This is a genomic window from Phycisphaerales bacterium AB-hyl4, assembly GCA_041821185.1.
Classification (GTDB): Bacteria; Planctomycetota; Phycisphaerae; order Phycisphaerales; family Phycisphaeraceae; genus Natronomicrosphaera; species Natronomicrosphaera hydrolytica.
The window spans coordinates 347,324-368,002 of the sequence record JBGUBD010000005.1; the positions used below are offsets into that span (position 1 = coordinate 347,324).

The window sequence follows — 20,679 nt, forward strand, 5'->3', positions numbered from 1 at the left end:
GCGTGATGAAGTTGCATATCACGGACTTTTGCACAATGTGCAAAGGGATCTTTTTGTGTTATAAGGAGTCTCCCGCACCGGTGCGGCAAGAATTGCCTTTTTCGGCTTGATTTGCGATATGAATTGAAAAATTTTCGCATGAGCGCCGGGGCGAGGCTTCACAGAAGCAGTTGCTGTCTTTAGAATGAATTAACTCAGGATTGATTTCTAATCGGGCAAAGGAGTGCTCGCGATTCCATCAAGAGTCATCGCATCTAGTTTTGCGCTGGTCAGTTTCGCTGCAGCGTTGCTGATTGGTCTGCTGTCGGGCAACAGTGCCGGCGTGCTGATCTGGCGCGCGACGTTGGTGATGATTGCTTGTTGGATCATCGGCCGCATCGTTGGCGCAATTGCGCAGCGGGTTGTCGACGAACACATCGAACGCTACAAACAGGAGCATCCTATTCCAGGGGATGAGGTGGAAGACGCCATGGCCGGCGTTGCGGAGACCTCGAATGGCGAGGGGCAGGATCGGGCCGACCGTGCGGTGGCTGCGTCGGTGTGACGGATCACACCGGTTGACGTAAGCCAGGCGAACGGTTGGCGAAATGAAAACAGGCCCAGGGACGGGCCGAGGTTTGGGGGACAGCGTGGTCAAGGAGCAGACAATGGCGAAACCCCGTCAGGCCAGTACGCGGACAACCTCCGCGGACCAGGCAGCAATTCAGGAAGTCTGGAACGAATACAAGATGACCGGCGAGGAGGCGTTGCGAAACCGCCTCATGGAGAACTATCTCCCGCTGGTCAAATACAACGCCGAGCGGATTCACCAGAAGCTGCCCGACGAGGTCGATGTGGACGACCTGATGAGTGCGGGGATCTTCGGCTTGATGGACGCCATCGACGCGTTCGACCGCGACCGCGGCGTCAAGTTCGAAACCTATTGCGCACCGCGCATCCGTGGTGCGATTCTCGACGAGCTGCGCTCGATGGACTGGGTGCCGCGCCTCGTGCGTTCGCGCTCCAGCCAGGTGGACCAGGCGCGTAAACGCCTTGAGATGCGCATGGGTCGCAAGGCGACCGATGACGAGATCGCCAAGGAGATGGGGCTCAACCAGGACGAGTTCGCCAAGATCCGCAAAGACGCCGGCGCGGTCGGCGTTGTGTCGCTTTCGCGTAAGTGGTTCGAGACCGACTCGAACAAAGACGTACGCGAGATCGACGTGTTGGAAGACAATCGACAGGTCAACCCCTTTTCGGCCGTGTCCAAGCGGGACATGAAAGAGCTCGTCACGAAGGGCCTCTCGCGAGCCGAGCGACTGATCATCATCCTCTACTACTACGAGGAGATGACCATGAAGGAAATCGGCGTCACGCTCGACCTTTCCGAGTCGCGCGTCAGCCAGATGCACAGTTCCATCCTCGCGCGACTGAAGGCTCAGCTTCAGCATCGAGGCAAAGAGTTGCAAGCCGAGTCGGAATGAGCCGGCGGTGACTCGCGCGGGTTCAACCCCGCTTTCGCGAACATGTCAAGCATGGTGGTTCGTTGCGCCCACGGGTGGCTACGTGGGCTAACCGCGACGATTTGATTGCCGGCGCACTGGCACGCGATCCATTCAAGCCTTGCGGTGGAGCGTTGCGTTATGCGGGCGTGGCGAGTGCTGCTCGCGAGTGTTCGATGGACTGGTGCATGCCGAGCCCTGCCGTGACGCCGACGAGTCCCGCGCCAAGGTAGTGGATTGGCAAGGCGAGCGCCGGCCCCCACACACCGCTGACGTACCACGCGGCGTAGAGTTCGACGGCGTCGCCGTACTGCACGGGCACGTGGGCGTAGGCGACGATCGCCAGCAGCGCCGGCGAGATCAGCAGCGGCAGCGGGTTGCTCTGGGGCACGATGGACTGCGTCACCACCGCTGCGATGCCGAACGCGAGGACGAGCGACCCGATCACCTGCCCGGTGTCGCTGACCGCGATCAGCAGCGTCGCCAGCGCGCCGCCCACGCCGGCACAGACCAGCCCGGCGATCAGCGCCCGCCCATCGGGCAGTCGTACGCCCGGGTCGGCTTTGCCGAAGTGGTCGGTCGTCGTCAATCGGGGCAGTGCGTCGCGGATTGGCTGGCGGGCCGCGTCCATCAGCACAATGACGCCGAGCAATGCCCCGGTCCAGACGATCATCTCGACGATCAGCAGGACATAGGCCGTCGGCTCACCATGCCGCCACAGCCAGCCGTCGATCCGCCCGCCCATGATCGCGGGAAACAGCAGCGCTACGCCGAGCACGAACAGTCCGCTGAGCGGGTTGCCCATCGCCCCGACGAGTACCGCCAGCACGATCGCGACGAGCCCGGTCAGCAGCATCAGCAGCACCGCGAACACCACGCCCACCTGCGCATCAAACAGGCTCAACCCCCCGCGCCCGTCGGCCGCTTCGATCAGCGGCGCCGCCCAAAGCCAGGCCATGCCGGCAACGATGGCAGCGATCGGAATGAACACGCGTTGGAAGAGAGGTGGGAACATTTGGAATTTCGAATTTGGGATTTCGGATTTCGAATTTGAGAACTCAAGGCAATGGGAGCAGGCCATAAGCGTTTTTTGCGCGCTGTTGCCGGGTCCAGATTCTACCGAGTTTCTTCCGCCACCACGCCGTCCGCCCCAAATCCGAAACCCGAAATCCGAAATCCCAAATTCGAAATTCCACACTCAAACCCACATCGCCAGTTGCGGTGCAAAGTACGTCACCACCAGATCCGCGCCCGCGCGGCGGATGGCGTATGTGCTTTCCAACGCGGCTTGCTCCAGATCCAGCCAGCCACGTTCCGCGGCGGCGTGCAGCATCGCGTACTCGCCGCTGACGTGATATGCCGCCACGGGCACGTCGCATGATGAGCGCACCTGTTGCACGATGTCCAGGTACGCCATCGCCGGCTTGACCATGACCATGTCAGCGCCCTCGGCGAGGTCGGCGTGCAACTCGCTTTGCCACTCGCGCGATCGGCGGTAGTCCATCTGGTAGCCCCGCCGGTCGCCGAACTGCATGCCGCCGCCGCCGGCTTCGCGGAACGGGCCGTAGAAGCTCGAGGCGTACTTGATGGCATAGCTGAGGATGGCGGCGTGTTCGTGGCCTGCCGCATCGAGTGCCTGGCGGATCGCGGCGACCTGGCCGTCCATCATGCCCGAAGGCGCGACGACATCCGCGCCGGCCTCGGCCTGGGCGACCGCCGTCTGGCCGAGCAGCGCGAGCGTGCGGTCGTTGTCCACCGTCCACACCGCGCCGGTCGGCGTCGACGTATCCAGCAGCGCCCCGCAATGACCATGCTCCGTGTACTCGCAGAAGCAAAGGTCCGCGTAGAGCACGGCGTCCAGCCCCGCCTCGCGAGCAGCGCGGAGCGTACGATTCACCGGCGCATCGGGCGATGCGGCGAAGCTGCCGTGCGCGTCTTTGTGTTCGTCCGCCGTGACGCCAAAGAGGATGAACTGTTGCACGCCCTGCTTGATGAGGTCGCGCATCGTGTTCACCGCCGCGTCGACGGGCAGTTGTTTGACGCCCGGCATGGAAGCGACGGGCTTGGCTTCGCGCATCTCGCCGACGAATAGCGGGTATATCAGCCGGTCGGCCGAGAGGCCCACATCAGCGACAGCGTCGCGCAGCCGCTGCCCACGTCGCAACCGTCGAAGGCGTTGTTGGGGGAAGGAGGAATCGGACATGGGAGCATGATAGGGGATGGGGGGAAGTTTCGAGTTTCTGGTTTCGAGTTTCGAGTTGGGCAACACCGGAGCGTTCATGCCGGTAGGGGGGACAAACGCTACGAACGTACCTTCAACTCGCCCGCTGAATTGCAGGCCGAGCGTCAACTCGAAACCGGAAACTCGAAACTAGAAACGCTCCGCCTCACCCGTTATCCGACTCGATCCCCGCCGGCCGTTGGGGCTCGGCGAGGGGGTCGGCGAAGTATCGGCCGGGGCGTTTGAAGAAACTGGGGATCGGCGTCCAGGGCTGGTATGTGTACTGCCGGGCATTGGCAAACAAGCCATCGCGACCGCGACGGTCGGCGGCCCAGCTCAGCCAGTCGCGGGCTTCCGTGCCCTGGTCTTCGCCGGTGAGGGTGATCAGCGCATCGCGGGCCGCGCGGGCGACGCCGTGGTTCGTGTCGTGCAACGCACCGACGAGCGACTGGAAGGCCGTGCTCGTACGGTACTGGCCCAGCGCTCGCGCCGCGTCTTGCCGAACGTCTGCGTCTTCGTCGTTCTGCACCGCCGCGGCCAGCGGCGACACAGCCGCGGGGTCGTGCAGCTTCTGCAACGCCTTGGCCGCTTCCCATCGCACGAACGACGCGTCTTCTTCGAGCATCGGCAAGATCCGCCGTACATCCGCCGGCGAGCCGTGCAACCCCAGCGCTTTGACGCACGACGCCCGTACGGACGCGTCGGGGTCGTCGATGAGCAGGCGGTACATGCGGACATAGACCGGCTCGCCGCCGAAGGGCGCGGCGCTGAGGCGGTCGACTGCTTCGCGCCGCCGGTCGGGGCTGTAGACGTAGAACGCATCGCGCGCGATCTGCCCAGCGGTCGGCTCGCCGAAGCCGGGCAACAGGTCGGCGAGCCAGTGCGGTTGATCGCTGGCGGGCCGCTGACGGGCCGACTGGCAGCCGACGAGCGTCATCGGCAACAGCATCGCGACGAGGGACAGTGCGTGGATCAGACGAAAGTTGCGCATCACGTGAAAGAGTGTATCGCCGGTGGCGTGCGCCTGCACATGCACGGCAGCGTTTGGGCGAAACAATGACCCTGCTCGCGATTTGTGCGTACAGATGTGTACAACGATGCGGTTTCGCGGTTGCAACATTTAGCCGCGGTGCTTGCACCGCGCTCTTTTGGCGTGAAGCGCGTCGCAAGCGACGCGGCTAAATGGGGTCGCGGAATCGCGGTCGCGTGGTGGGATCAGCAGCACAACTCGGCCGATTGGGGCGGAAGATTATCGGTCACGCGGCGTTTTGGCACGATTCGGCCATTTATAGCCGATAGAATGTTCATTGTCGTTCGGGCAGGTAAACCGTGATGGGATACGATTTTGACCTTTGACCGCCTGGAGCAGTTGCTTCGCCGCATCCAGGGCTACCTCTGGACTGAACCGCTCGAAGTTCTCATCGAGATCGCGGTCATCTGGGTGGTGGTTTACGTGATCCTGCGCTTCCTTCGCGGGACGCGCGGGGCTCGCGTGATCAAAGGCATGGCCGTCGTGCTGATTATCGGTACGCTCGCGATTCAGATCCTCGGTCGGCAGAACGCGTTCGAACGGCTGAACTTCCTCTACACCAACTTCCTCGCCTTCGCGTCGCTGATGCTCGTGATCGTCTTCCAGCCGGAGCTGCGGCGGGCGCTGGTTCGGCTGGGCGAAGCGCGATTCTTCCGACAAAGCGGCCTGCGCAAGGCTCGCGTCGTTGAAGAAGTGCTCGGCGCGGTGCAGTACCTGGCACGCAACAAGATCGGAGCGCTGATCGCCATCGAGCGACAGGTCGGCTTGCAGGGCATCGTGGAACTGGGCACGCGCCTCGACGCGGAGGTGTCCAAAGAACTGTTGAACACGCTGTTCTGGCCCGGCTCGGCGTTGCACGACATGGGCGTGGTCGTCCGCGGCGACCGGATCATCGCGGCGGGCGTACAATTTCCGCTGGCCGAGGGTGAAAACATCCCGCAGGAGCTCGGCTCCCGCCACCGCGCGGCGTGGGGGCTCTCGCAGGAGGCCGACGCCCTGGTCATCGTCGTCAGCGAAGAGACCGGCGCGATCAGCGTGGCCGAACGTGGCGAACTGACCCGGGGCCTGAGCCCGGAAGAGCTGCGACCGATCCTCATCCGCGGCCTGGGCAGCGTGACCATCGCCGAACGAAACGAGACCAACGGCAGCGATGCCGGCAGTGACAGCACCCTGAGCAATGAAGGCGCCCTCGGCTCGCGAAGCTGAGGCAAGACGAGAAACGCGTGGGCAAGCGAAACCCGGCCAACCCGAACCCCAGCCCGACGCTGAGCGTGGATATCCCGACGCTCGGCAAGGGGGAGCACCGCGCGGACCGTGGCGTGCTGGACAAGATTCAGACGGCCGTGCTTGTCACGATCATCGCCGTGCTCGTCTGGCTCTACGCCGAGGGCGAAGCCGTGCAGGAGCGCCCCAAGCAGGTGCGGATTCAGTTCGTCACGCCGGGCACGACCGACGTGGGCATCGCGCCCAACAGCCCGCTGACCATCGGCGTCACGTTCCAGGCCTCCACCGGACAGATCACGCAGGTCGAGCAACTGCTCAGCCGGGGGCCAATCGAGATCCCCGTCACGCCGGAGCAGACGAATGACAACCAGCAGGTGATCGTGCTTCGCGAGGCTCTCGAGCGATCCGCGCTGGGCGAGTTGGGCGTGAACATCAAAGAAACCAGCCCGGCGACGCAGACGGTGCGCGTGGAACAGTTGCAGACGGTCGCGCTGGATGTGGCGTTGGAGTTGGCCCAGCCGGAGATGGTGGCCCCTCGGCCGCGGATCGACCCCAGCCGTGTGTCGGTGACCGTGCCGGCGAGCATGGTGGGGCAGATGCGCGGGATGCGGGCGATCGCCCGGCTGGACGACCTGAGCACCTTCGAGCCGGACGAGCAACACACCACCAGCCTGCGCGTGACGCTGCCGGATACGCTGGACCCGACGTGGGTTCGCGTCGAGCCGGGCACGGTGGACGTGACATTCACCCTGCGCGAGCAGACAGACGAGATAACACTGACGAGCGTATCGATCAACGTGGTGCTCTCCGCGCCGCTGGCTCGGCAGTACATCGTCGAAGTGCCGGAAGAGCACAATGTGCTCCGCGACGTGGTGCTTCGCGGCCCGGCGGACCAGATTGACCTTATCCGTCGAAAAGAACGGCCGATCCGCGCCTACCTCCGCCCGACTGCCGACGAACTGGACCGCGGCGTCGAGATGCTGAACGTCGAATTGGACAAGCCTGGCAGTGTGTCCGTCGAGTCGCCGCTGCCGTCCGTGCCGGTGGTGGTCAGCCGACGGGATTGATCAAGCCCCGGATCGGCGGAATTTCTAATCGCTGATTTCTAATCGCTGCCCACATCGACAAACCACCCACGACCAGCCCGAAACCCGAAACAAGAAACCACAAACCGCCTCCCATCCTCCCTTTGCCATTTGACACCCCCGGCGGAAGTGGGCACAATTTCAGTGGTATCCCTCCGTTCATGAAAGGATTTGCGATGCGCAACGCGTTTCACGCCTCGCTCAAGTGCTCCGGTGCGGCCGTCCTGGTTGTGATGATGCTGGTGTTTGCCGGCTGCCACTCGCCGACGTCGGCTGCGGGCGTGCGGGCCAACTTCAGCCCGGAACTGCACTCCACTGCAAATTCCTACGAACAGCACCTGAATCGCGAAGCCCGCACGAGGGACATGAACCTTCGTGGCGTGTGGGACGACGGCTCGCGGCTGCTGCTGCTGGACCGCCCCTCGCGCCTGTCGCCGTACCCGATCCCCTGATCGGCGTGCACTGGTGGAAATCAACGTGATCCAACCGACCCACGCTCTAACCGGCGTGGGTTTTTATTTTGACGGTGTGAAAATTTATCTGCCTGCATGAAGGGTTTTTGCGTTTATCGTCGAAGTTCAATGGAACGTTGACCGATAGATATCGTAAGAACCTAACGGTTATCGCTCGCCGGTTCAGTGGATCAAGCAAGTTTTGCTGGCCACGATGGTCATTGCACGTCGCGATGCCCCACCCGACCGGCGTGTGCAACGTTAAGGGGGGTCTTATGTTAACGTCCCAATCGCCCGGGCCAATCCCGCGCGGTCGAGGGGGCGATCCCGTCCACGCTGGAGTTTGCGATGCCTGGGAGCGGACCGCTTAACCTGCTTGAAGAACTGAAACGGCTCGAAACCCTTCGAAGTCCGAAATCCGACGGCCAGCGTCGTCATCAGCGGTTCCTCCTCCGCACCGACGCCGAGCTGCACCCGATGAGCCCGCAGCAGCTCGACCGCACGCCGTTGGATATCAAACTACGCGATATCAGTCGTTGCGGGATGGGCTTCATCAGCCAGACACCCCTGCCGCAAGGCTCAACCTGGCGCGCCTGCTTCATGCAACGCGGGCATGTCGTCGGCCAGCAGGGCCTGCTCGTCCGGCACTGTCGAAACGTCGGCGATGGCCTCTACCTCATCGGTGGCCAGTTCTGCATCGACACCGGCCTGCTGGTCACCCTCGGCGTCGAACCCAATCGCGTCTACGAAGGCGACGCCCACTACGGCGACGAAGACGACGCCTTCATCCCCCCCGGTGACGTCGACTGACCCCCCGCAACCACAAACCAGAGCAGCTTTAATCCAAATTCAGCGGCATGCTCCATGTTTAGCCTCCGCGGCCACGCGGGGTGCTTCCGGGGGGGCCGCCGTAGGCGGCGGGGCTACGTAACATCTGGGTTCAACCTGCGATAGAAACTACAAACCGCAAACCACAACCCCTTCCCAACTACACCCCCCGGGCCGCCGGGTCCCAGATCAGCTTGTGCAACTGCGTCTGCAGCCGCACCGCCAAACCGTCTTCCAGCACCCACGCTGCCAGATCACGCAGCGACAGCCCCGTCGCCCCCGGCAGCTCTCGGCCGGGCGGAATCTCGTGCACCGCACTCAGCAGTACCGCCTTCACCCGCTCCGGCAGCCGATGCTCCGCGATCACCTGACGGGCCCACGCGTAGTCTTCGCGCGAGGTGAGCACGAGCTTCACCTCGTCGCGCTGCGTGAGCTGTTCGATATTCGACCAGCGGTTTCGCTCGACCTCGCCGCTGCCGGGCGTTTTCAGGTCCATGATGCGGATGACCCGCTCGTCGCAGGCTGCGATGTCGCACGCCCCGCTGGTCTCCACGAGCACCGTCTTGCCCGCATCGCATAGCCGACGCATCAGCTCGTGCACGCTCGGCTGAAGCAACGGCTCGCCGCCGGTCACTTCCACCAGCGAGCACCCGCCGCCGATCCGCTCGACCTCGGCCAGCACGTCGTCCACCGCCCATCGTTTGCCCTCGTGAAACGCATATTCCGTATCACAGTACCCGCAGCGCAGATGGCAACCCATCAGCCGAACGAACACGCAAGGCAGCCCCGCCCACGTGCTCTCGCCCTGGATCGAGTAGAAAATCTCGTTGATCATCAACGTCGCCGACTTCACAATTGCACCTGCTTACGGTTTGTCTTCATCGTTCATCTTCCGCCCCCAGGCCCGCCGACGCTCGTAGCGCGTCCGGCGCGTGCCGCCGTGCCGCCGCATCCGCCTCAACCGCCTCCAGCATCGCCGCCACCGACGCCCCGGTCAGCGGATGTCGCCACGCCGGGCTCGCCACATCCGCCAGCGGCCGCAGCACAAACCACCGCTCATGCAGCCGTGGATGCGGCACGTGCAGGCCCGGCTCGTCGATCACCCGTTCATCGTAGGCCAGCACATCCAGATCCAGCGGCCGCGGTCCCCAATGCGTCCGCTCCGCCCGGCTCGGCCGACCCGCCGACCGCTCCACCGCCTGCAACGCAGCCAGCAGCTCGCTCGGCGAAAGCGTCGTCTCCAACGCCACCACCGCGTTCAAAAACGCCCCCTGACCGCTCGGCCCACCCACCGGCGCCGTCTCATACACCCCGCTCACCGCCGCCACCCGCGTGTCCGCCAGCGCCGCCAACGCTTGGCAGGCCGCCGTCAGATGCCCCCAGCGGTCGCCGAGGTTCGAACCCATTGCTACATAAACCCGCGCCATTCGGCCATTGTCGCCACCAACCCCGCCACAGCAAATCCCACGCCCCCCAAGCCCCAAGCCTCACGCCCAATCCCTCAAGCCCCAAGCCCCCACGCCTCACCCCACACCGCCCCCGGCGCGGTAAACTGCCGCTCATGCCAATCACCATTCTCAGTCCGTACTCCGGCCGTCCGGTCAAGGTCCGCGATCAGGATCTCGGCCGAGCGATTCGCGACGAGGAAGGCCGTATCTTCTACGTCATCCCCCGCAGCGATGGGCAAGGCCACTACGCCGCCCCCACCCGCAAGGGCTCGGAAAAGGATGAACAGCGTTACCGCGACCTCGAACGCAAGACTGCCGAGCAGGGCGAGATCGCTCGCGAAGTGCAGCAGCAGCCCGCGCACGACGCGACCGGCCCCGGTCGGCCGGTGAGCCCCGTACGGCTGATCGTGCTGCTGATCGTACTGCTGGCCGCGATCGCCGCCGGCCTCTGGCTGCTGCTGGACATCGACATCACCCCGCTCTCGCCTGACGAGCCCGCCCCCGTGCCCGTGCAGCCGACCGAGCCTGCCGACTCGCCGCAGAGCGGGTGGATCATCGAGGGTGGCGTGGCGTACAGCTTCGAGCCGATGATGATCACGATCGGCCAGCCCGCTTGCGTGACCTCGCAAGCGATGCGCCTGGGCGAAACCTGAACCCGCAAACGACGGAACGAAAACACATGCGACACGGATGGTCGATTTTATTTGCGATCGCGTTCACCTTCGCCAGCCTCCTCGCCGTCGGCTGCGGCCGACAGCCCGAGGCCGACGTGATCTTCCTCACCACCAGCGAGCACAACGACCTCGACCCGCAGCGGATCAGTTGGCTGCACGACTCGCGCGTCGTCGAGCAGATGTTCGAGCCGCTGGTCGTGCACGACTTCACCACACACGAAACAAAGCCCGGCGTCGCCGAGTCGTGGGACATCTCCGACGACGGGATGACCTACACCTTTCACCTCCGCGAAGACGCCCGCTGGTCCAACGGCGACCCGGTCACCGCCAACGACTTCGTCTTCGCCTGGCGTCGCGCGCTCACCCCCGATCTCGCGGCCCAATACGCCCGCATGCTCTACCGTATCGAAGGTGCGGAGGCGTTTCTCCACTGGCGAACCGAGCAGATCGAGCAGTACGCCCAGGTCAGCCGTGACGCCAACGGCGGCCGCGGCGAAATCGCCGAGCAGGTCTGGCAGCTTGCAGAGGATCGCTTCGAGCAGTCCGTCGGCGTCACCGCGGAAGACGACCGTACGCTCGTCGTCCGCCTCGAACGCCCCGCGCCCTACTTCCTCGAACTTGTCGCGTTCATCACCTTCTACCCCGTCCACGCCCGGAGCGTGCAGGAAGCGATGACCCTCGACCCCGCCACCGGCATGTGGCGGATGGACACCCGCTACTGGTCCGACCCCAACCGCCTCGTGAGCAACGGCGCGTACAAGCTCGCCGGCCGACGGTTCCGCCAGTACGTCCACATGACCGCCAACGAGCACTACTGGAACGCGGGCCAGGTGCAGAACGCCTCGATCATGGAACGCATCGTCAGCGACCCGCAAAACGCCATGACCACCTACCGCCGCGGCGGCGCGAACTTCTGGCCCGGCGTGCCCGCGGGGGCGATGGCCTCCGAACTCGTCCGCGACGACCGCCGCAATGACGTGCACACCCAGACCATGGCTGGCACGTACTTCTACAACTTCAACTGCATGCCCCAGCTTCGCGACGGCCGGGACAACCCCTTCGCCGACCCCCGCGTCCGCCGAGCCTTCTCCAAGGCCATCGACCGCGACACGATCGTCCAGCGCGTCACCCGTATGAACCAGCCCGTCGCCATGAGCTACATCCCTCCCGATGTCATCGGCGACTACAACCCACCCACCGAACACGGCATCACCTTCGACCCCGAGCGAGCACGCGAACTACTGGCAGAGGCCGGCTATCCCAACGGCGAAGGGCTCACCGGCCTGAGCATCCTCTACAACACCGGCGCGGAACATGGCGACATCGCCCAGGCCATCCGACGCATGTGGGAACAGCACCTCGGCGTCTCCGTCAGCCTCGAATCGGTCGAGGTGAACGCCTTCTTCGACCGCCTCCGCAGCCAGGACTACGTCATCGCCCGCGCGTCATGGTTCGGCGACTACCCCGACCCGACCAGTTGGCTCGACCGCATGCTCAGCGACGACGCGAACAACAACACCGCCTGGTCCAACGAAGCGTTCGATGCGCTGCTCACCGAAGCCGCCAACGAAACCGAGCCCAGCGCCCGCCTTGCCCTGCTGCGCGAAGCCGAAGCGTTGCTGCTCGACGAGCAGCCGATGGCCATGATCTTCCAGTACGTCTCCGTCAACCTCTGGAACCCCGACCAGCTCGAAGGCCTCAACGCCAACCCCTGGGCAAAATGGAACATGGACCGCATCCGCGTGAGACGTTAGTTTCTAGTTTCGAGTTCCGGGTTTCGAGTTGGCGCTCAACCCGGCCACTCCCCCGAACCATTCACCGGCCGATGCTCCCCAACTCGAAACTAAAAACTAGAAACTAGAAACTGATTTATGACCCACCTGATCTTCTGGCGAATGATGCAACTGCCGGCGATCCTGGGCGTGATCTTCCTGGTCACGTTCCTGCTGGTGTGGGTCGTGCCCGGCAATCCGCTCGAAGCGCCCGAAGGCCAGCGCCCCCCGCCCGAAATCGCCGCGGCCATGCAACGCCAGTACAACCTGCACAGCCCCACCGCCTTCGCGCAAAGCTACCTCTCCGACCTGCTGCTGCGCGGCGACTTCGGCCCGTCACTGCAATACCGTGACCAGCGCGTGAACGACATCCTCGCCGACGGCCTCGCGGTCAGCGCCAGCCTCGGCGTGCTCGCAATGATCATCGCCATCTTCCTCGGCAGCGCCGCAGGCATCATCGGCGCGCTCCGCCCCGGCTCGGCGCTGGACTTCTCCAGCCTCGCGATCGCACTGATCGGCATCAGTCTGCCCGCGTTTGTCACCGGCTCGATCCTGCTCGTGGGGTTTGTCGCCATCGTGCTCGCACTGCCGCCGGGCACGATCGACCCCAACCTCGATCAGCTCATGACGCGCTGGATCCTCCCCGCCATCACGCTCGGCGTCGCGCCGGCGGCGTACATCGCCCGCCTTGTCCGCCTCGGCCTGGCCGACGTCATGTCCAGCGACTTCATCCGCACCGCCCGCGCCAAGGGCCTCTCCCAACGCCAAGCCTTATTCAAGCACGCCTTGAAAGTTGCTTACCTGCCCGTGCTCAGCTTCCTCGGCCCCGCCGCCGCCGCGGTCATGACCGGCTCGTTCGTCGTCGAAGAGGTCTTCAACATCCCCGGCATCGGCGAACACTTCGTCAACGCCGTCCGCAACAAAGACCAGTTTCTCATCCTCGGCGTCGTACTCGTTTACTCCGTCATCCTCGTGGTGTTCAACCTCATGGTCGACGTCGCCTACGTCTGGCTCGACCCGCGAATCGAGTTGTGATCGAGCGTTGGGAATCACGCCAAGACGCCAAGACGCCAAGAAGAAGAAACCCTTTTTGAAGAAGAAACCCTTTTTCTCTTCTGCCGGTTTCGACGTCTCCGTGCTTCTGCAATTCAATCCGCTTCCCTGCCTTTGTTTTTCACTTGGCGACTTGGCGTCTTGGCGTCTTGGCGTTGCAACTCGCTCGCCGTTTGAGTCCAAGGCCCGCGCCGCCAACCGCCCATCGCCGGCAGCTTCTGGCGCTGCACCCACCACACCAGCCACACGCCCAACGCCAGTAGCCCCAGGCTCAGCAACTGCCCGCGCGTGATCGCCAGCCATGCAAACTCCGCGTCCTGAATATGCACGTCCGGCCGACGGAAAAACTCGTTCACAATCCGCCCCGCCGCATACGTGATGCAGAACACCCCCGCCACCAGCCCCGGCACGCGCGGCTTCCGCCACAGCCAAAGCAATACAAGAAACACCACCAGCCCTTCGAGCACCGCCGCGTATAGCTGCGACGGATGTCGCGGCGTGAGCATCGGCTCGACCAGCGCGATCACGTGCTCATTGCCACGCTGCACCTGCGTCACGATCTGCGGGATGCTCAACTCCTGCAGCGCGCCCGGTGCCTGCTCCCACTGCTCTCGGGTCCAGTCGTACATCTCCTGCGGAAACTTCACCGCCCACGGCAGCCACTCCGGGGCAGCACGGCCGATCAGTTCGCCATTGATAAAGTTCGCAATCCGCCCGAACACCACGCCCAGCGGACCCGCAAAGACGATCAGGTCGAGCACATGTCGCATGGGCAGCGCATGCCGACGTGCGAATAACCAACTCGCGACAATCCCGCCGAGCATCCCGCCATGGCTCGCCATGCCGCCTTCGTTGATCGCCAGCACACCCCAGAACGGCAGGCCGGGGTAAAACGTCCACATCAGGTCCGGCCGATAGAACAGCACATAGCCCACCCGTCCGCCGACGATGATGCCGATCGCCACCGCGACCACCAGGTCACTCGTCTGCACTGGCTTCAACGGCGTGCTGCCGACGGTCAGCACCCGCCGAATCAACAGCCACGCAATCGCGAAGCCCGCCAGATAGGACAGCCCGTACCAGCGGATCGGTCCAAATGCTAACGGATCAAGATCATGCAGCCAGGCAGCAAGCGTAAAGTCCATCATCGTCTCAGTCCCCGTATCTCGTTAGCCGCGAAGCGCCAGCGGAGCGTCGTCCGCCTTACGACTTCGCTTCGCTTCGCCTCGTCTCCCGCTCCACGGCGTCCATCTTACGGCCGGCCGCCATCTCCTCCCGCACACGGATGCGAACCATGTGCAAATGCCGCTTCATGCTGTCCAGCTCATACTCCATCATCTCGATTTCCTGCTCGGTGGTCAGGCCTTCATCCGTCGCGCGGGCGACCGCCAATGCTTCGCGGTCGCGTTCGTCCTGCGCTTCCTGCATCGAGCTGAGGATCACGCCGATGACCAGGTTGAGCATGATGATCGTCCCCAGCAGCACGAAGCTGACGAAGTAGATCACCGCCACGAAGGGCATCGCGTAGGGGGTGGGCTCAAACGGCGGCGTGCCCTGCGGCGGGTAGACGTCCGACCCGTACATCTGCGTGTAAAGCACGTCCGTCCAGTCCTCCAGCGTCACCACGCGAAACAGCGTGATCATCGACGTCTGCAGGTCTGAAAAGTGAAACGGATCGTTCGCGCGGAACAGGAACACGCCCATCACCGCGTAAATGTAAAACAGCAGCAGCAACAGCAGGCCGACGTATCCCATGCTCGGCAATCCGCGCAGCAGACTGGAGACGATCAACTGCAATCGCGGGATCGCACTGATCAACCGCAACGTTCGCAGCACGCGGGCAAGGCGGAACACCGCCGCGTAAGGCCCCACCGCCGGGATGAAGCAAAGCGTCACGATCGTAAAGTCGAAACAGTTCCACGGGTCGTTGAAGTAGCGGTAGAACCGCCTGCCATGCGCCGCCATCTTCATCACCGCTTCGATCGCGAAGATCCAGATGATGATCCAGTCCAGCGTGATCAGCAGCCTGCCGTAACGCTCCATCAGATGCGGGTACGTCTCCAGCCCCACGATAACCGCCGCCGCGCCGATCATCAGAAGGATGAAGTTCTGGAACGCGGCGGAGTTGACGATGCTGTCGAGCCAACGCACGATCATGAGCAGATTGATTTCCAGGGTGGTAGGGGGGTTCGTGGATTCACGGCGGATCGCCACGGCAAGCGATATAACGTAGCGATTTCCACCGCTGACGACACCCCCCCCGTTCACGTGCCCGCAGACCTATTTCCCGCGACGTCGGCGGCTACGCGAACTCGACTTGCCCTTACTGCTTTGGCCGCTTTGGCCAGGCTCGGCCTGCTGTTTGGACTGCTGCTTGACCTTCTTCGTCGCTTCATGGGCCTTACGCGCGCCCGGCGACTGTCTGCGGGGCTTTTTCTTCGTCGATTTTTCGCCCGATTTCTCACCTGATTGCTTGCCCGACTGTTTGCCGCCGCCCTGGTCTTCGATGATCACCAGGTCCATCTGCCGACGTGCCAGGTCCACCTTCGCCACCCGCACTGTGAACTGATCGCCAATCGTGATCGCTCGGCCGGACCGCTGCGCCGTCAACGCTCCCGTGTTCGGGTTCATCTGCCAACGCTCGCCCTCCGGCCCCGGCAGGTCGGCGGCACGCACCAGTCCGTCCACCAGGTAACGGTTCAACTGCATGAACACCCCCATGCCCGTCACGCCCGTCACCGTCGCGGCGAAGTCTTCGCCAAGATGCTGCGTCAACAATTCCATCACCAGATAGCTTCGCAACTCGCGCTCCGCCTGCTCGCTGTTGCGCTCCGTGGTCGAGCAATGCTTGCCAAGGTTGTGCAGGCGATCTTCGTTGGGCACAAGATGCGAATCCATCACCGCCCGCGCAACCTGCTTGCGCTGCTTGGGCGACCCCACCCCCTTCTGCCCGTTGTCCGTCACCTTCAAATACGCATCCAGCCCGCGATGCACCACGAGGTCCGGGTATCGGCGAATCGGGCTGGTAAAGTGCGTGTAATGTTCGCTCGCCAGCGCGAAGTGGCCCACCAGGATCGGCGAGTACTCCGCCTTGCTCAGCGTTCGCAGCACCGCCAGATGCACCGCATGCTGCGCCGGCTTGCCGCGCACCTGTTCGAGTAACTGCTGCAACTCTTTCCGTGAGGGTTTCGCTGGGATGTTGAACCCCGCCACACGCGCGAAGTGTCGCAACTCGCCCACATCATGCGCGTCCGGGTCCGGGTGCACTCGGCGGATCATCGGCACGCCAAGCGAGTCGAACAGCCGCGCCGCCGCTTCGTTCGCCTCCACCATGAACATCTCGATCAGCGTATGCGTAAACGCGTCGTCCTCCGGCTGCGCATCGACCACACGCCCCGCCTCGTCAAAGACAAGCTCCACCTCAGGCAAGCCGAGCACGATCATGCCCTCGCTCATCCGACGCTTGCGGATTGTCTTCGCCAGCTCGTCCATCTGCTTCAGCGCCTGAATGATCGGCCGAGGGTACTTCGCCTCCGATCGCGTATGCTTCACCGCCTCGCGCAGATCGTCGTCGATCAACGCCTGCGCTTCGAGATACGTCAGCCGTTTGTCCGAGTGAATCACGCTGCGCGAAAACCGTTGCCCGACCACTCGCCCGTCCGCGTCGTAATAGATGAACGCACTTTTCGTAAACCGGTTCACACCGTCCTGCAGTGAGCATACGCCGTTGCTCAACAGCTCCGGCAGCATCGGGATCACCTTCCGCGGCAGGTAGGTGCTGTTGCCTCGCTCGTACGCTTCCTGATCCAGCGGCGAATCGAGACGCACGAAATGCGACACGTCCGCGATGTGCACGCCCAGCTCCCACACCGCCTCGTCGCCGGACTCGCCCCTTAAATGGCTCGCCTTCACCCCGCCTTCGATCTCATCCACCTTCCGCAGGCTGATCGCATCGTCAAAGTCCCGCGCGTCTGGCGGATCGATCGTCAACGTCAGCAAGCCCGTCAGGTCTTCGCGGTCGGTCGGCACGTCGTCGTCATGAAACTCCCGCGCCGCCGCCCGCGCGTTTTCCACGACAGCATCGTCGAACTTCTCCGCAAGCCCGTACGCGCGAATGACAGACAGCGTTTCGATTTCCGGCTCGCCCGATTCGCCGAGCACTTCCGTGATCACGCCTTCCGCCTTCTTGCCTGGGCGATCGGGGTACTCGATCAACTCGATGACGACCTTGTCGCCCAGTTTCGCGTTACTCGCGTGCGGGTCGCGGATGAGCACCGCGTCGTGCAACACGCGGCCGTCGACCTGCACGACAAACTGCTTACCATCTTTCTGCAGCGTGCCGACATATCGCTTGTCCGCCCGCTGGAGGATCTCGACGATCTGCCCGGTGTAAGGCGATTTGCCCGTCGCAGACCCACGGCGGGGCGAGTGGCGAACGCGGGCGCTGACGCGGTCGCCGGTCATCGCGTCCATGCTCGCGTTCGGCGGCACGAACAGGTCGCCGTGCTGCGTCAGCTCGTCCGGCACGATGAAGCCGAACCCACGCTCGTGCTTGCGGAAGATGCCCACCATCGTCTTGCCCGGCGGCGGCAGCAGCAGCGTCTCCGACGAGCCGGCGACCATCTGGCCCTCTTCGAGCAACTGGCGCACCGCTTCTTCGAAGGCCGGCTGCTCGTCTTCGGGGATGCTCAGGTCGCGTGCGAGTTCGTGGGCGGTACGTGGCTCGTATCGCTGGTCGGCAAGGTGCTCTAGGATGCGGCGGGCGAAGCGTTCGGGCATGATCGGATCAATCAACAGTCAATGAAAAAGGTCGGTCCGCCGGCTTCAACAGACGGACAGGGGTTAAAGTCACAACACAGCCAGGCGGTCGGTAGAGCAAAGCATAGGCCCCGAAAACGCCGATTTTCCAGCGTGGCCGCGTCCGGTCCCCCGTCCCGGCTGTCCTACGGACACGCCAGGCCACCTGCTGAAAACCGGCTCGGCCCCCGCCGACACGCCAATCCCATCCCGCTATGCTACACCGACCGGCCGAAATGCAACAGAAAGGACCACCCATGCCCAGCACCGAAGACATCCTCAAAGCCGCCCGCGAGCTTGGCGAAAAGATCAGCCAGCACGACGCCGCGAAGAAATTCCAGGACATCGTCACCCGCCTCCGCGACGATCAGGACGCTCAACGCCTGCTCAACGACTACAACCGCCACCTGCAGACCGTCAGCGAAAAAGAAATGAACCAGCAGCCGATCGAGGTTGAAGACAAGGCCCGGCTCAAAGAGCTCCAGACCAAGGTTGTCACCCACCCCGTCCTCCGCGACCTGCAGATCGCCCAGATGGACTACGTCGACCTCATGCGCCGCGTCGACGAAGCCATGACCGGCCAAACCCCCGACACCCCGCCCGCGCCCGGAGCCACCCCCGGAGCCACCCCCGGCGTCATGCCCGGCCAGGCGGGGCTGTAAGCGGCATCACGCACCCATCCTTTTCAGCGCCCCTCGCGCCGATCACTGACGGACGCGCACTCCCTCCACCTCGCGCCGCAGCGGGTGGCTTTGCGGATGCAACTCGCAATCGCGAAACAGCACGCCCGGCCCGTCCGCCTGAAACTGACGCGCCCCCTCGAAATCGTCACGAAACACCAACCGTTGATACGGCAGGGCCACCCGCTTGAACAAAACGTTCTCATGCCGGCTGTTGAGTTGCGACCACGGTGGCCCGCCGTTGGCCTGGTCGTTGATGTTCTCAAACGTCAGATCCACGAACGCGCAGTCGGTGAATGAACTTTGATGGTGGTCGAGGAAGATCGACTGCACCGCGTTGAGCCCGGTCGCATTGACGCCGGTGATGACGAGGTTTTCGTAGTGGCCGAAGAATTGCAGCACGTCGCTGTGAAATTCCAGCGCTTCGCCGTCGCTGCCGCCGACGCTTGCGCCGACGATCATCTGTGTGTTGGCCAGCGAGTCGCCGGAGATGTTCGTCGCGGTGACGTTGCGGGCGTAGGTCAGCCCCACGAAGCCGTAGAGCATATCCTCGACGGCGGAGTTGGTGACGTAGCGATGGCCGGTCTCGGCGCGGATCGGGTAAAGCTGCTGCCGTCGGCCAGGTGCGTCGTCGCGGTGGATCACCGGGCCGTGGCGGTCGAACCAGCGGACGTCGTCGAACCAGATCGCGTGTCCTTGCCCGTCGCGCGAGCCGTCGAGGTAGATCTGCACGATCGTGCCGAAGTCGAAGCTGACGTTTTGCCACTTCGATCGATTCAACCGCATCCGCGCATCGGATCGCTCCGCCCGGCCGAGCACAATCTCCTCACGGTCAAGACTGTCGTCGCCACGGATGGTCAGCCACCGCGACGTGCCAACGCTGACCGGGCCATGTGGATCGTGGCCGGTGGGGTAGTTGGGCAATTCGTAGAAGCCCGGCTCGATGATCGTGACGACGCCATAGTCGGCGTGCCCGGCGTCGCGCAGCTTACGCAAGGCAAGGCCGATCGACCGCATCGGCTCGTCGCGTGTGCCGCTATTGTCATCATCGCCCGACACCGCGACGAACAGCTCATGGCGCTCGACGCCGTCCGGGTAGGCATAGAGCACCATGCTGTGCACGCCGGTGTTGAGGCCGTCGTAGTTGCGATTGATCTCGCCCTGGAGCACGCGCGGGTAGCCGGTCGTGGGGTAGACGATGGCTCGGACCTCGACGGTGTCGCCTTGCTCGAAGTCGGCGGGGTCGAGTTGGACCCAGTATTCGTCAACGCCGGTGTGCGGGTTCAGCGATGTTTCGTCGACCGCCACCCACGCGCCGCCGTTGGCGCTGAACTCGACGCGGTCGATGCCGATCATGTGATACGCCAGCACGCCCACGCCGATTGGCTGATCGAATATCGGCCACGGCACGAGGTTCCAGCGGGCGATCGCCTTGGCATCCGCACCGAAGCCTGAGCCGACGTGGTCTGGCTGATCCGTCTCGCCCTCGAAGCCCTCGCCGGGCGGCAGCGTCGGCGCGTCGGTCGCAGGCACATCAGGCGGCGTCGGCTGGGCATCAGAGCCAGCACCGCCGCCGGCCACGCGCACCAACTCGGCTCGATAGTCCGCCAGCAGCCCGCGCGCCAGCTCCAGCGCACGGTACGCCGACAGCGATCGGCGGTGCAGCTCATCGCTGCCCGGCAGCTGCGCGTGATAGTGCGCCGTCCGCCGCTGGTCGACGTCCGCCACCACTCGGCGAAGGTCGCCCAGTGTCTCATCAATCGATCGGTCAAACACGGCCGGCACACCGGCAAACGCCGGCGAAACAATCAGCACGTACAACAGGGTCGCCATCCATCGCATGCGGGGTCCTTTCAGTTTAAAGACATGTCGCTCTCGGCCGCCGCGTCAACCCGGTGCGGGGCCCGATCATACCGCGCGCGCACCAACGCACC

At 64.0% G+C, this 20,679-nt stretch carries 19 protein-coding genes; 10 read left to right on the forward strand and 9 right to left on the reverse strand.

Going from position 1 to position 20,679, the window contains the following annotated elements; genetic code table 11:
- Positions 1 to 223: 223 nt before the first annotated feature.
- Positions 224 to 544 carry a hypothetical protein gene (locus tag ACERK3_10205; protein ID MFA9478668.1) on the forward strand — a complete coding sequence of 107 codons (321 nt, stop codon included), beginning with the start codon at positions 224 to 226 and terminating at the stop codon, positions 542 to 544.
- A gap of 103 nt (positions 545 to 647) precedes the next feature.
- Positions 648 to 1,463: a FliA/WhiG family RNA polymerase sigma factor gene (locus ACERK3_10210; protein ID MFA9478669.1), complete on the forward strand. Its 816-nt coding sequence runs from the start codon at positions 648 to 650 to the stop codon at positions 1,461 to 1,463.
- Between the two features lie 157 nt (positions 1,464 to 1,620).
- Here ACERK3_10210 and ACERK3_10215 read toward each other — a convergent pair whose 3' ends face one another.
- From ACERK3_10215 to ACERK3_10225, 3 genes are all read right to left on the reverse strand, one after another.
- Complete coding sequence (locus tag ACERK3_10215; GenBank protein MFA9478670.1) at positions 1,621 to 2,496, reverse strand: hypothetical protein; 876 nt, start codon at positions 2,494 to 2,496, stop codon at positions 1,621 to 1,623.
- A 183-nt stretch (positions 2,497 to 2,679) separates the two neighbouring features.
- Positions 2,680 to 3,684 (reverse strand): porphobilinogen synthase, encoded by a 1,005-nt coding sequence (hemB, locus tag ACERK3_10220; protein MFA9478671.1) that lies wholly within the window; start codon positions 3,682 to 3,684, stop codon positions 2,680 to 2,682.
- A gap of 184 nt (positions 3,685 to 3,868) precedes the next feature.
- Complete coding sequence (locus tag ACERK3_10225; protein MFA9478672.1) at positions 3,869 to 4,759, reverse strand: HEAT repeat domain-containing protein; 891 nt, start codon at positions 4,757 to 4,759, stop codon at positions 3,869 to 3,871.
- Positions 4,760 to 5,047: 288 nt separating this feature from the next.
- Here ACERK3_10225 and cdaA point away from each other — a divergent pair, with 288 nt between their 5' ends.
- From cdaA to ACERK3_10245, 4 genes are all read left to right on the forward strand, one after another.
- Positions 5,048 to 5,938: a diadenylate cyclase CdaA gene (gene cdaA, locus ACERK3_10230; protein MFA9478673.1), complete on the forward strand. Its 891-nt coding sequence runs from the start codon at positions 5,048 to 5,050 to the stop codon at positions 5,936 to 5,938.
- A 17-nt stretch (positions 5,939 to 5,955) separates the two neighbouring features.
- On the forward strand, positions 5,956 to 7,023 hold the full coding sequence (locus tag ACERK3_10235) for a hypothetical protein (protein MFA9478674.1): 1,068 nt from the start codon (positions 5,956 to 5,958) through the stop codon (positions 7,021 to 7,023).
- 194 nt (positions 7,024 to 7,217) lie between these two features.
- Positions 7,218 to 7,493, forward strand: coding sequence for a hypothetical protein (locus ACERK3_10240; GenBank protein ID MFA9478675.1), 276 nt, complete (start codon positions 7,218 to 7,220; stop codon positions 7,491 to 7,493).
- A 348-nt stretch (positions 7,494 to 7,841) separates the two neighbouring features.
- On the forward strand, positions 7,842 to 8,303 hold the full coding sequence (locus ACERK3_10245; GenBank protein ID MFA9478676.1) for a hypothetical protein: 462 nt from the start codon (positions 7,842 to 7,844) through the stop codon (positions 8,301 to 8,303).
- A 178-nt stretch (positions 8,304 to 8,481) separates the two neighbouring features.
- Here ACERK3_10245 and ACERK3_10250 read toward each other — a convergent pair whose 3' ends face one another.
- Together ACERK3_10250 and folK are read right to left on the reverse strand one after the other, a co-directional pair.
- The gene (locus ACERK3_10250; GenBank protein ID MFA9478677.1) at positions 8,482 to 9,156 is read right to left on the reverse strand and encodes a radical SAM protein; all 675 of its coding nucleotides are present in this window, start codon (positions 9,154 to 9,156) and stop codon (positions 8,482 to 8,484) included.
- 43 nt (positions 9,157 to 9,199) lie between these two features.
- Complete coding sequence (folK, locus tag ACERK3_10255; protein MFA9478678.1) at positions 9,200 to 9,727, reverse strand: 2-amino-4-hydroxy-6-hydroxymethyldihydropteridine diphosphokinase; 528 nt, start codon at positions 9,725 to 9,727, stop codon at positions 9,200 to 9,202.
- A 155-nt stretch (positions 9,728 to 9,882) separates the two neighbouring features.
- Here folK and ACERK3_10260 point away from each other — a divergent pair, with 155 nt between their 5' ends.
- From ACERK3_10260 to ACERK3_10270, 3 genes are all read left to right on the forward strand, one after another.
- Positions 9,883 to 10,422 (forward strand): hypothetical protein, encoded by a 540-nt coding sequence (locus ACERK3_10260; protein MFA9478679.1) that lies wholly within the window; start codon positions 9,883 to 9,885, stop codon positions 10,420 to 10,422.
- Positions 10,423 to 10,448: 26 nt separating this feature from the next.
- Positions 10,449 to 12,197, forward strand: coding sequence for a peptide ABC transporter substrate-binding protein (locus ACERK3_10265; GenBank protein MFA9478680.1), 1,749 nt, complete (start codon positions 10,449 to 10,451; stop codon positions 12,195 to 12,197).
- Between the two features lie 117 nt (positions 12,198 to 12,314).
- Positions 12,315 to 13,250: an ABC transporter permease gene (locus tag ACERK3_10270; GenBank protein ID MFA9478681.1), complete on the forward strand. Its 936-nt coding sequence runs from the start codon at positions 12,315 to 12,317 to the stop codon at positions 13,248 to 13,250.
- Positions 13,251 to 13,363: 113 nt separating this feature from the next.
- Here ACERK3_10270 and lgt read toward each other — a convergent pair whose 3' ends face one another.
- The 3 genes from lgt to rnr all read right to left on the reverse strand — a co-directional run bounded on the left by lgt (position 13,364) and on the right by rnr (position 18,047).
- Positions 13,364 to 14,416 carry a prolipoprotein diacylglyceryl transferase gene (gene lgt, locus ACERK3_10275; protein MFA9478682.1) on the reverse strand — a complete coding sequence of 351 codons (1,053 nt, stop codon included), beginning with the start codon at positions 14,414 to 14,416 and terminating at the stop codon, positions 13,364 to 13,366.
- 55 nt (positions 14,417 to 14,471) lie between these two features.
- Positions 14,472 to 15,425, reverse strand: a complete 954-nt coding sequence (locus tag ACERK3_10280; GenBank protein ID MFA9478683.1) for an ion transporter — start codon at positions 15,423 to 15,425, stop codon at positions 14,472 to 14,474.
- A gap of 123 nt (positions 15,426 to 15,548) precedes the next feature.
- Positions 15,549 to 18,047 carry a ribonuclease R gene (gene rnr / locus ACERK3_10285; protein ID MFA9478684.1) on the reverse strand — a complete coding sequence of 833 codons (2,499 nt, stop codon included), beginning with the start codon at positions 18,045 to 18,047 and terminating at the stop codon, positions 15,549 to 15,551.
- 275 nt (positions 18,048 to 18,322) lie between these two features.
- Between rnr and ACERK3_10290 the strand changes: the two genes are divergently transcribed.
- Positions 18,323 to 18,727 (forward strand): YlbF family regulator, encoded by a 405-nt coding sequence (locus tag ACERK3_10290; GenBank protein ID MFA9478685.1) that lies wholly within the window; start codon positions 18,323 to 18,325, stop codon positions 18,725 to 18,727.
- Between the two features lie 42 nt (positions 18,728 to 18,769).
- Here ACERK3_10290 and ACERK3_10295 read toward each other — a convergent pair whose 3' ends face one another.
- Complete coding sequence (locus ACERK3_10295; GenBank protein MFA9478686.1) at positions 18,770 to 20,587, reverse strand: hypothetical protein; 1,818 nt, start codon at positions 20,585 to 20,587, stop codon at positions 18,770 to 18,772.
- Between the last annotated feature and the right edge of the window lie 92 nt (positions 20,588 to 20,679).

Coding starts and splice junctions, on each gene's coding strand:
- lgt (MFA9478682.1), bottom strand. CDS start 14,416: ATGATGGACTTTACGCTTGCTGCCTGGCTGCATGATCTTGATCCGTTA.
- ACERK3_10280 (MFA9478683.1), bottom strand. CDS start 15,425: ATGATCGTGCGTTGGCTCGACAGCATCGTCAACTCCGCCGCGTTCCAG.
- ACERK3_10240 (MFA9478675.1), top strand. CDS start 7,218: ATGCGCAACGCGTTTCACGCCTCGCTCAAGTGCTCCGGTGCGGCCGTC.
- ACERK3_10295 (MFA9478686.1), bottom strand. CDS start 20,587: ATGCGATGGATGGCGACCCTGTTGTACGTGCTGATTGTTTCGCCGGCG.
- ACERK3_10215 (MFA9478670.1), bottom strand. CDS start 2,496: ATGTTCCCACCTCTCTTCCAACGCGTGTTCATTCCGATCGCTGCCATC.
- hemB (MFA9478671.1), bottom strand. CDS start 3,684: ATGTCCGATTCCTCCTTCCCCCAACAACGCCTTCGACGGTTGCGACGT.
- ACERK3_10265 (MFA9478680.1), top strand. CDS start 10,449: ATGCGACACGGATGGTCGATTTTATTTGCGATCGCGTTCACCTTCGCC.
- folK (MFA9478678.1), bottom strand. CDS start 9,727: ATGGGTTCGAACCTCGGCGACCGCTGGGGGCATCTGACGGCGGCCTGC.
- ACERK3_10245 (MFA9478676.1), top strand. CDS start 7,842: ATGCCTGGGAGCGGACCGCTTAACCTGCTTGAAGAACTGAAACGGCTC.
- ACERK3_10260 (MFA9478679.1), top strand. CDS start 9,883: ATGCCAATCACCATTCTCAGTCCGTACTCCGGCCGTCCGGTCAAGGTC.
- ACERK3_10290 (MFA9478685.1), top strand. CDS start 18,323: ATGCCCAGCACCGAAGACATCCTCAAAGCCGCCCGCGAGCTTGGCGAA.
- ACERK3_10270 (MFA9478681.1), top strand. CDS start 12,315: ATGACCCACCTGATCTTCTGGCGAATGATGCAACTGCCGGCGATCCTG.
- rnr (MFA9478684.1), bottom strand. CDS start 18,047: ATGCCCGAACGCTTCGCCCGCCGCATCCTAGAGCACCTTGCCGACCAG.
- ACERK3_10250 (MFA9478677.1), bottom strand. CDS start 9,156: ATGATCAACGAGATTTTCTACTCGATCCAGGGCGAGAGCACGTGGGCG.
- ACERK3_10210 (MFA9478669.1), top strand. CDS start 648: ATGGCGAAACCCCGTCAGGCCAGTACGCGGACAACCTCCGCGGACCAG.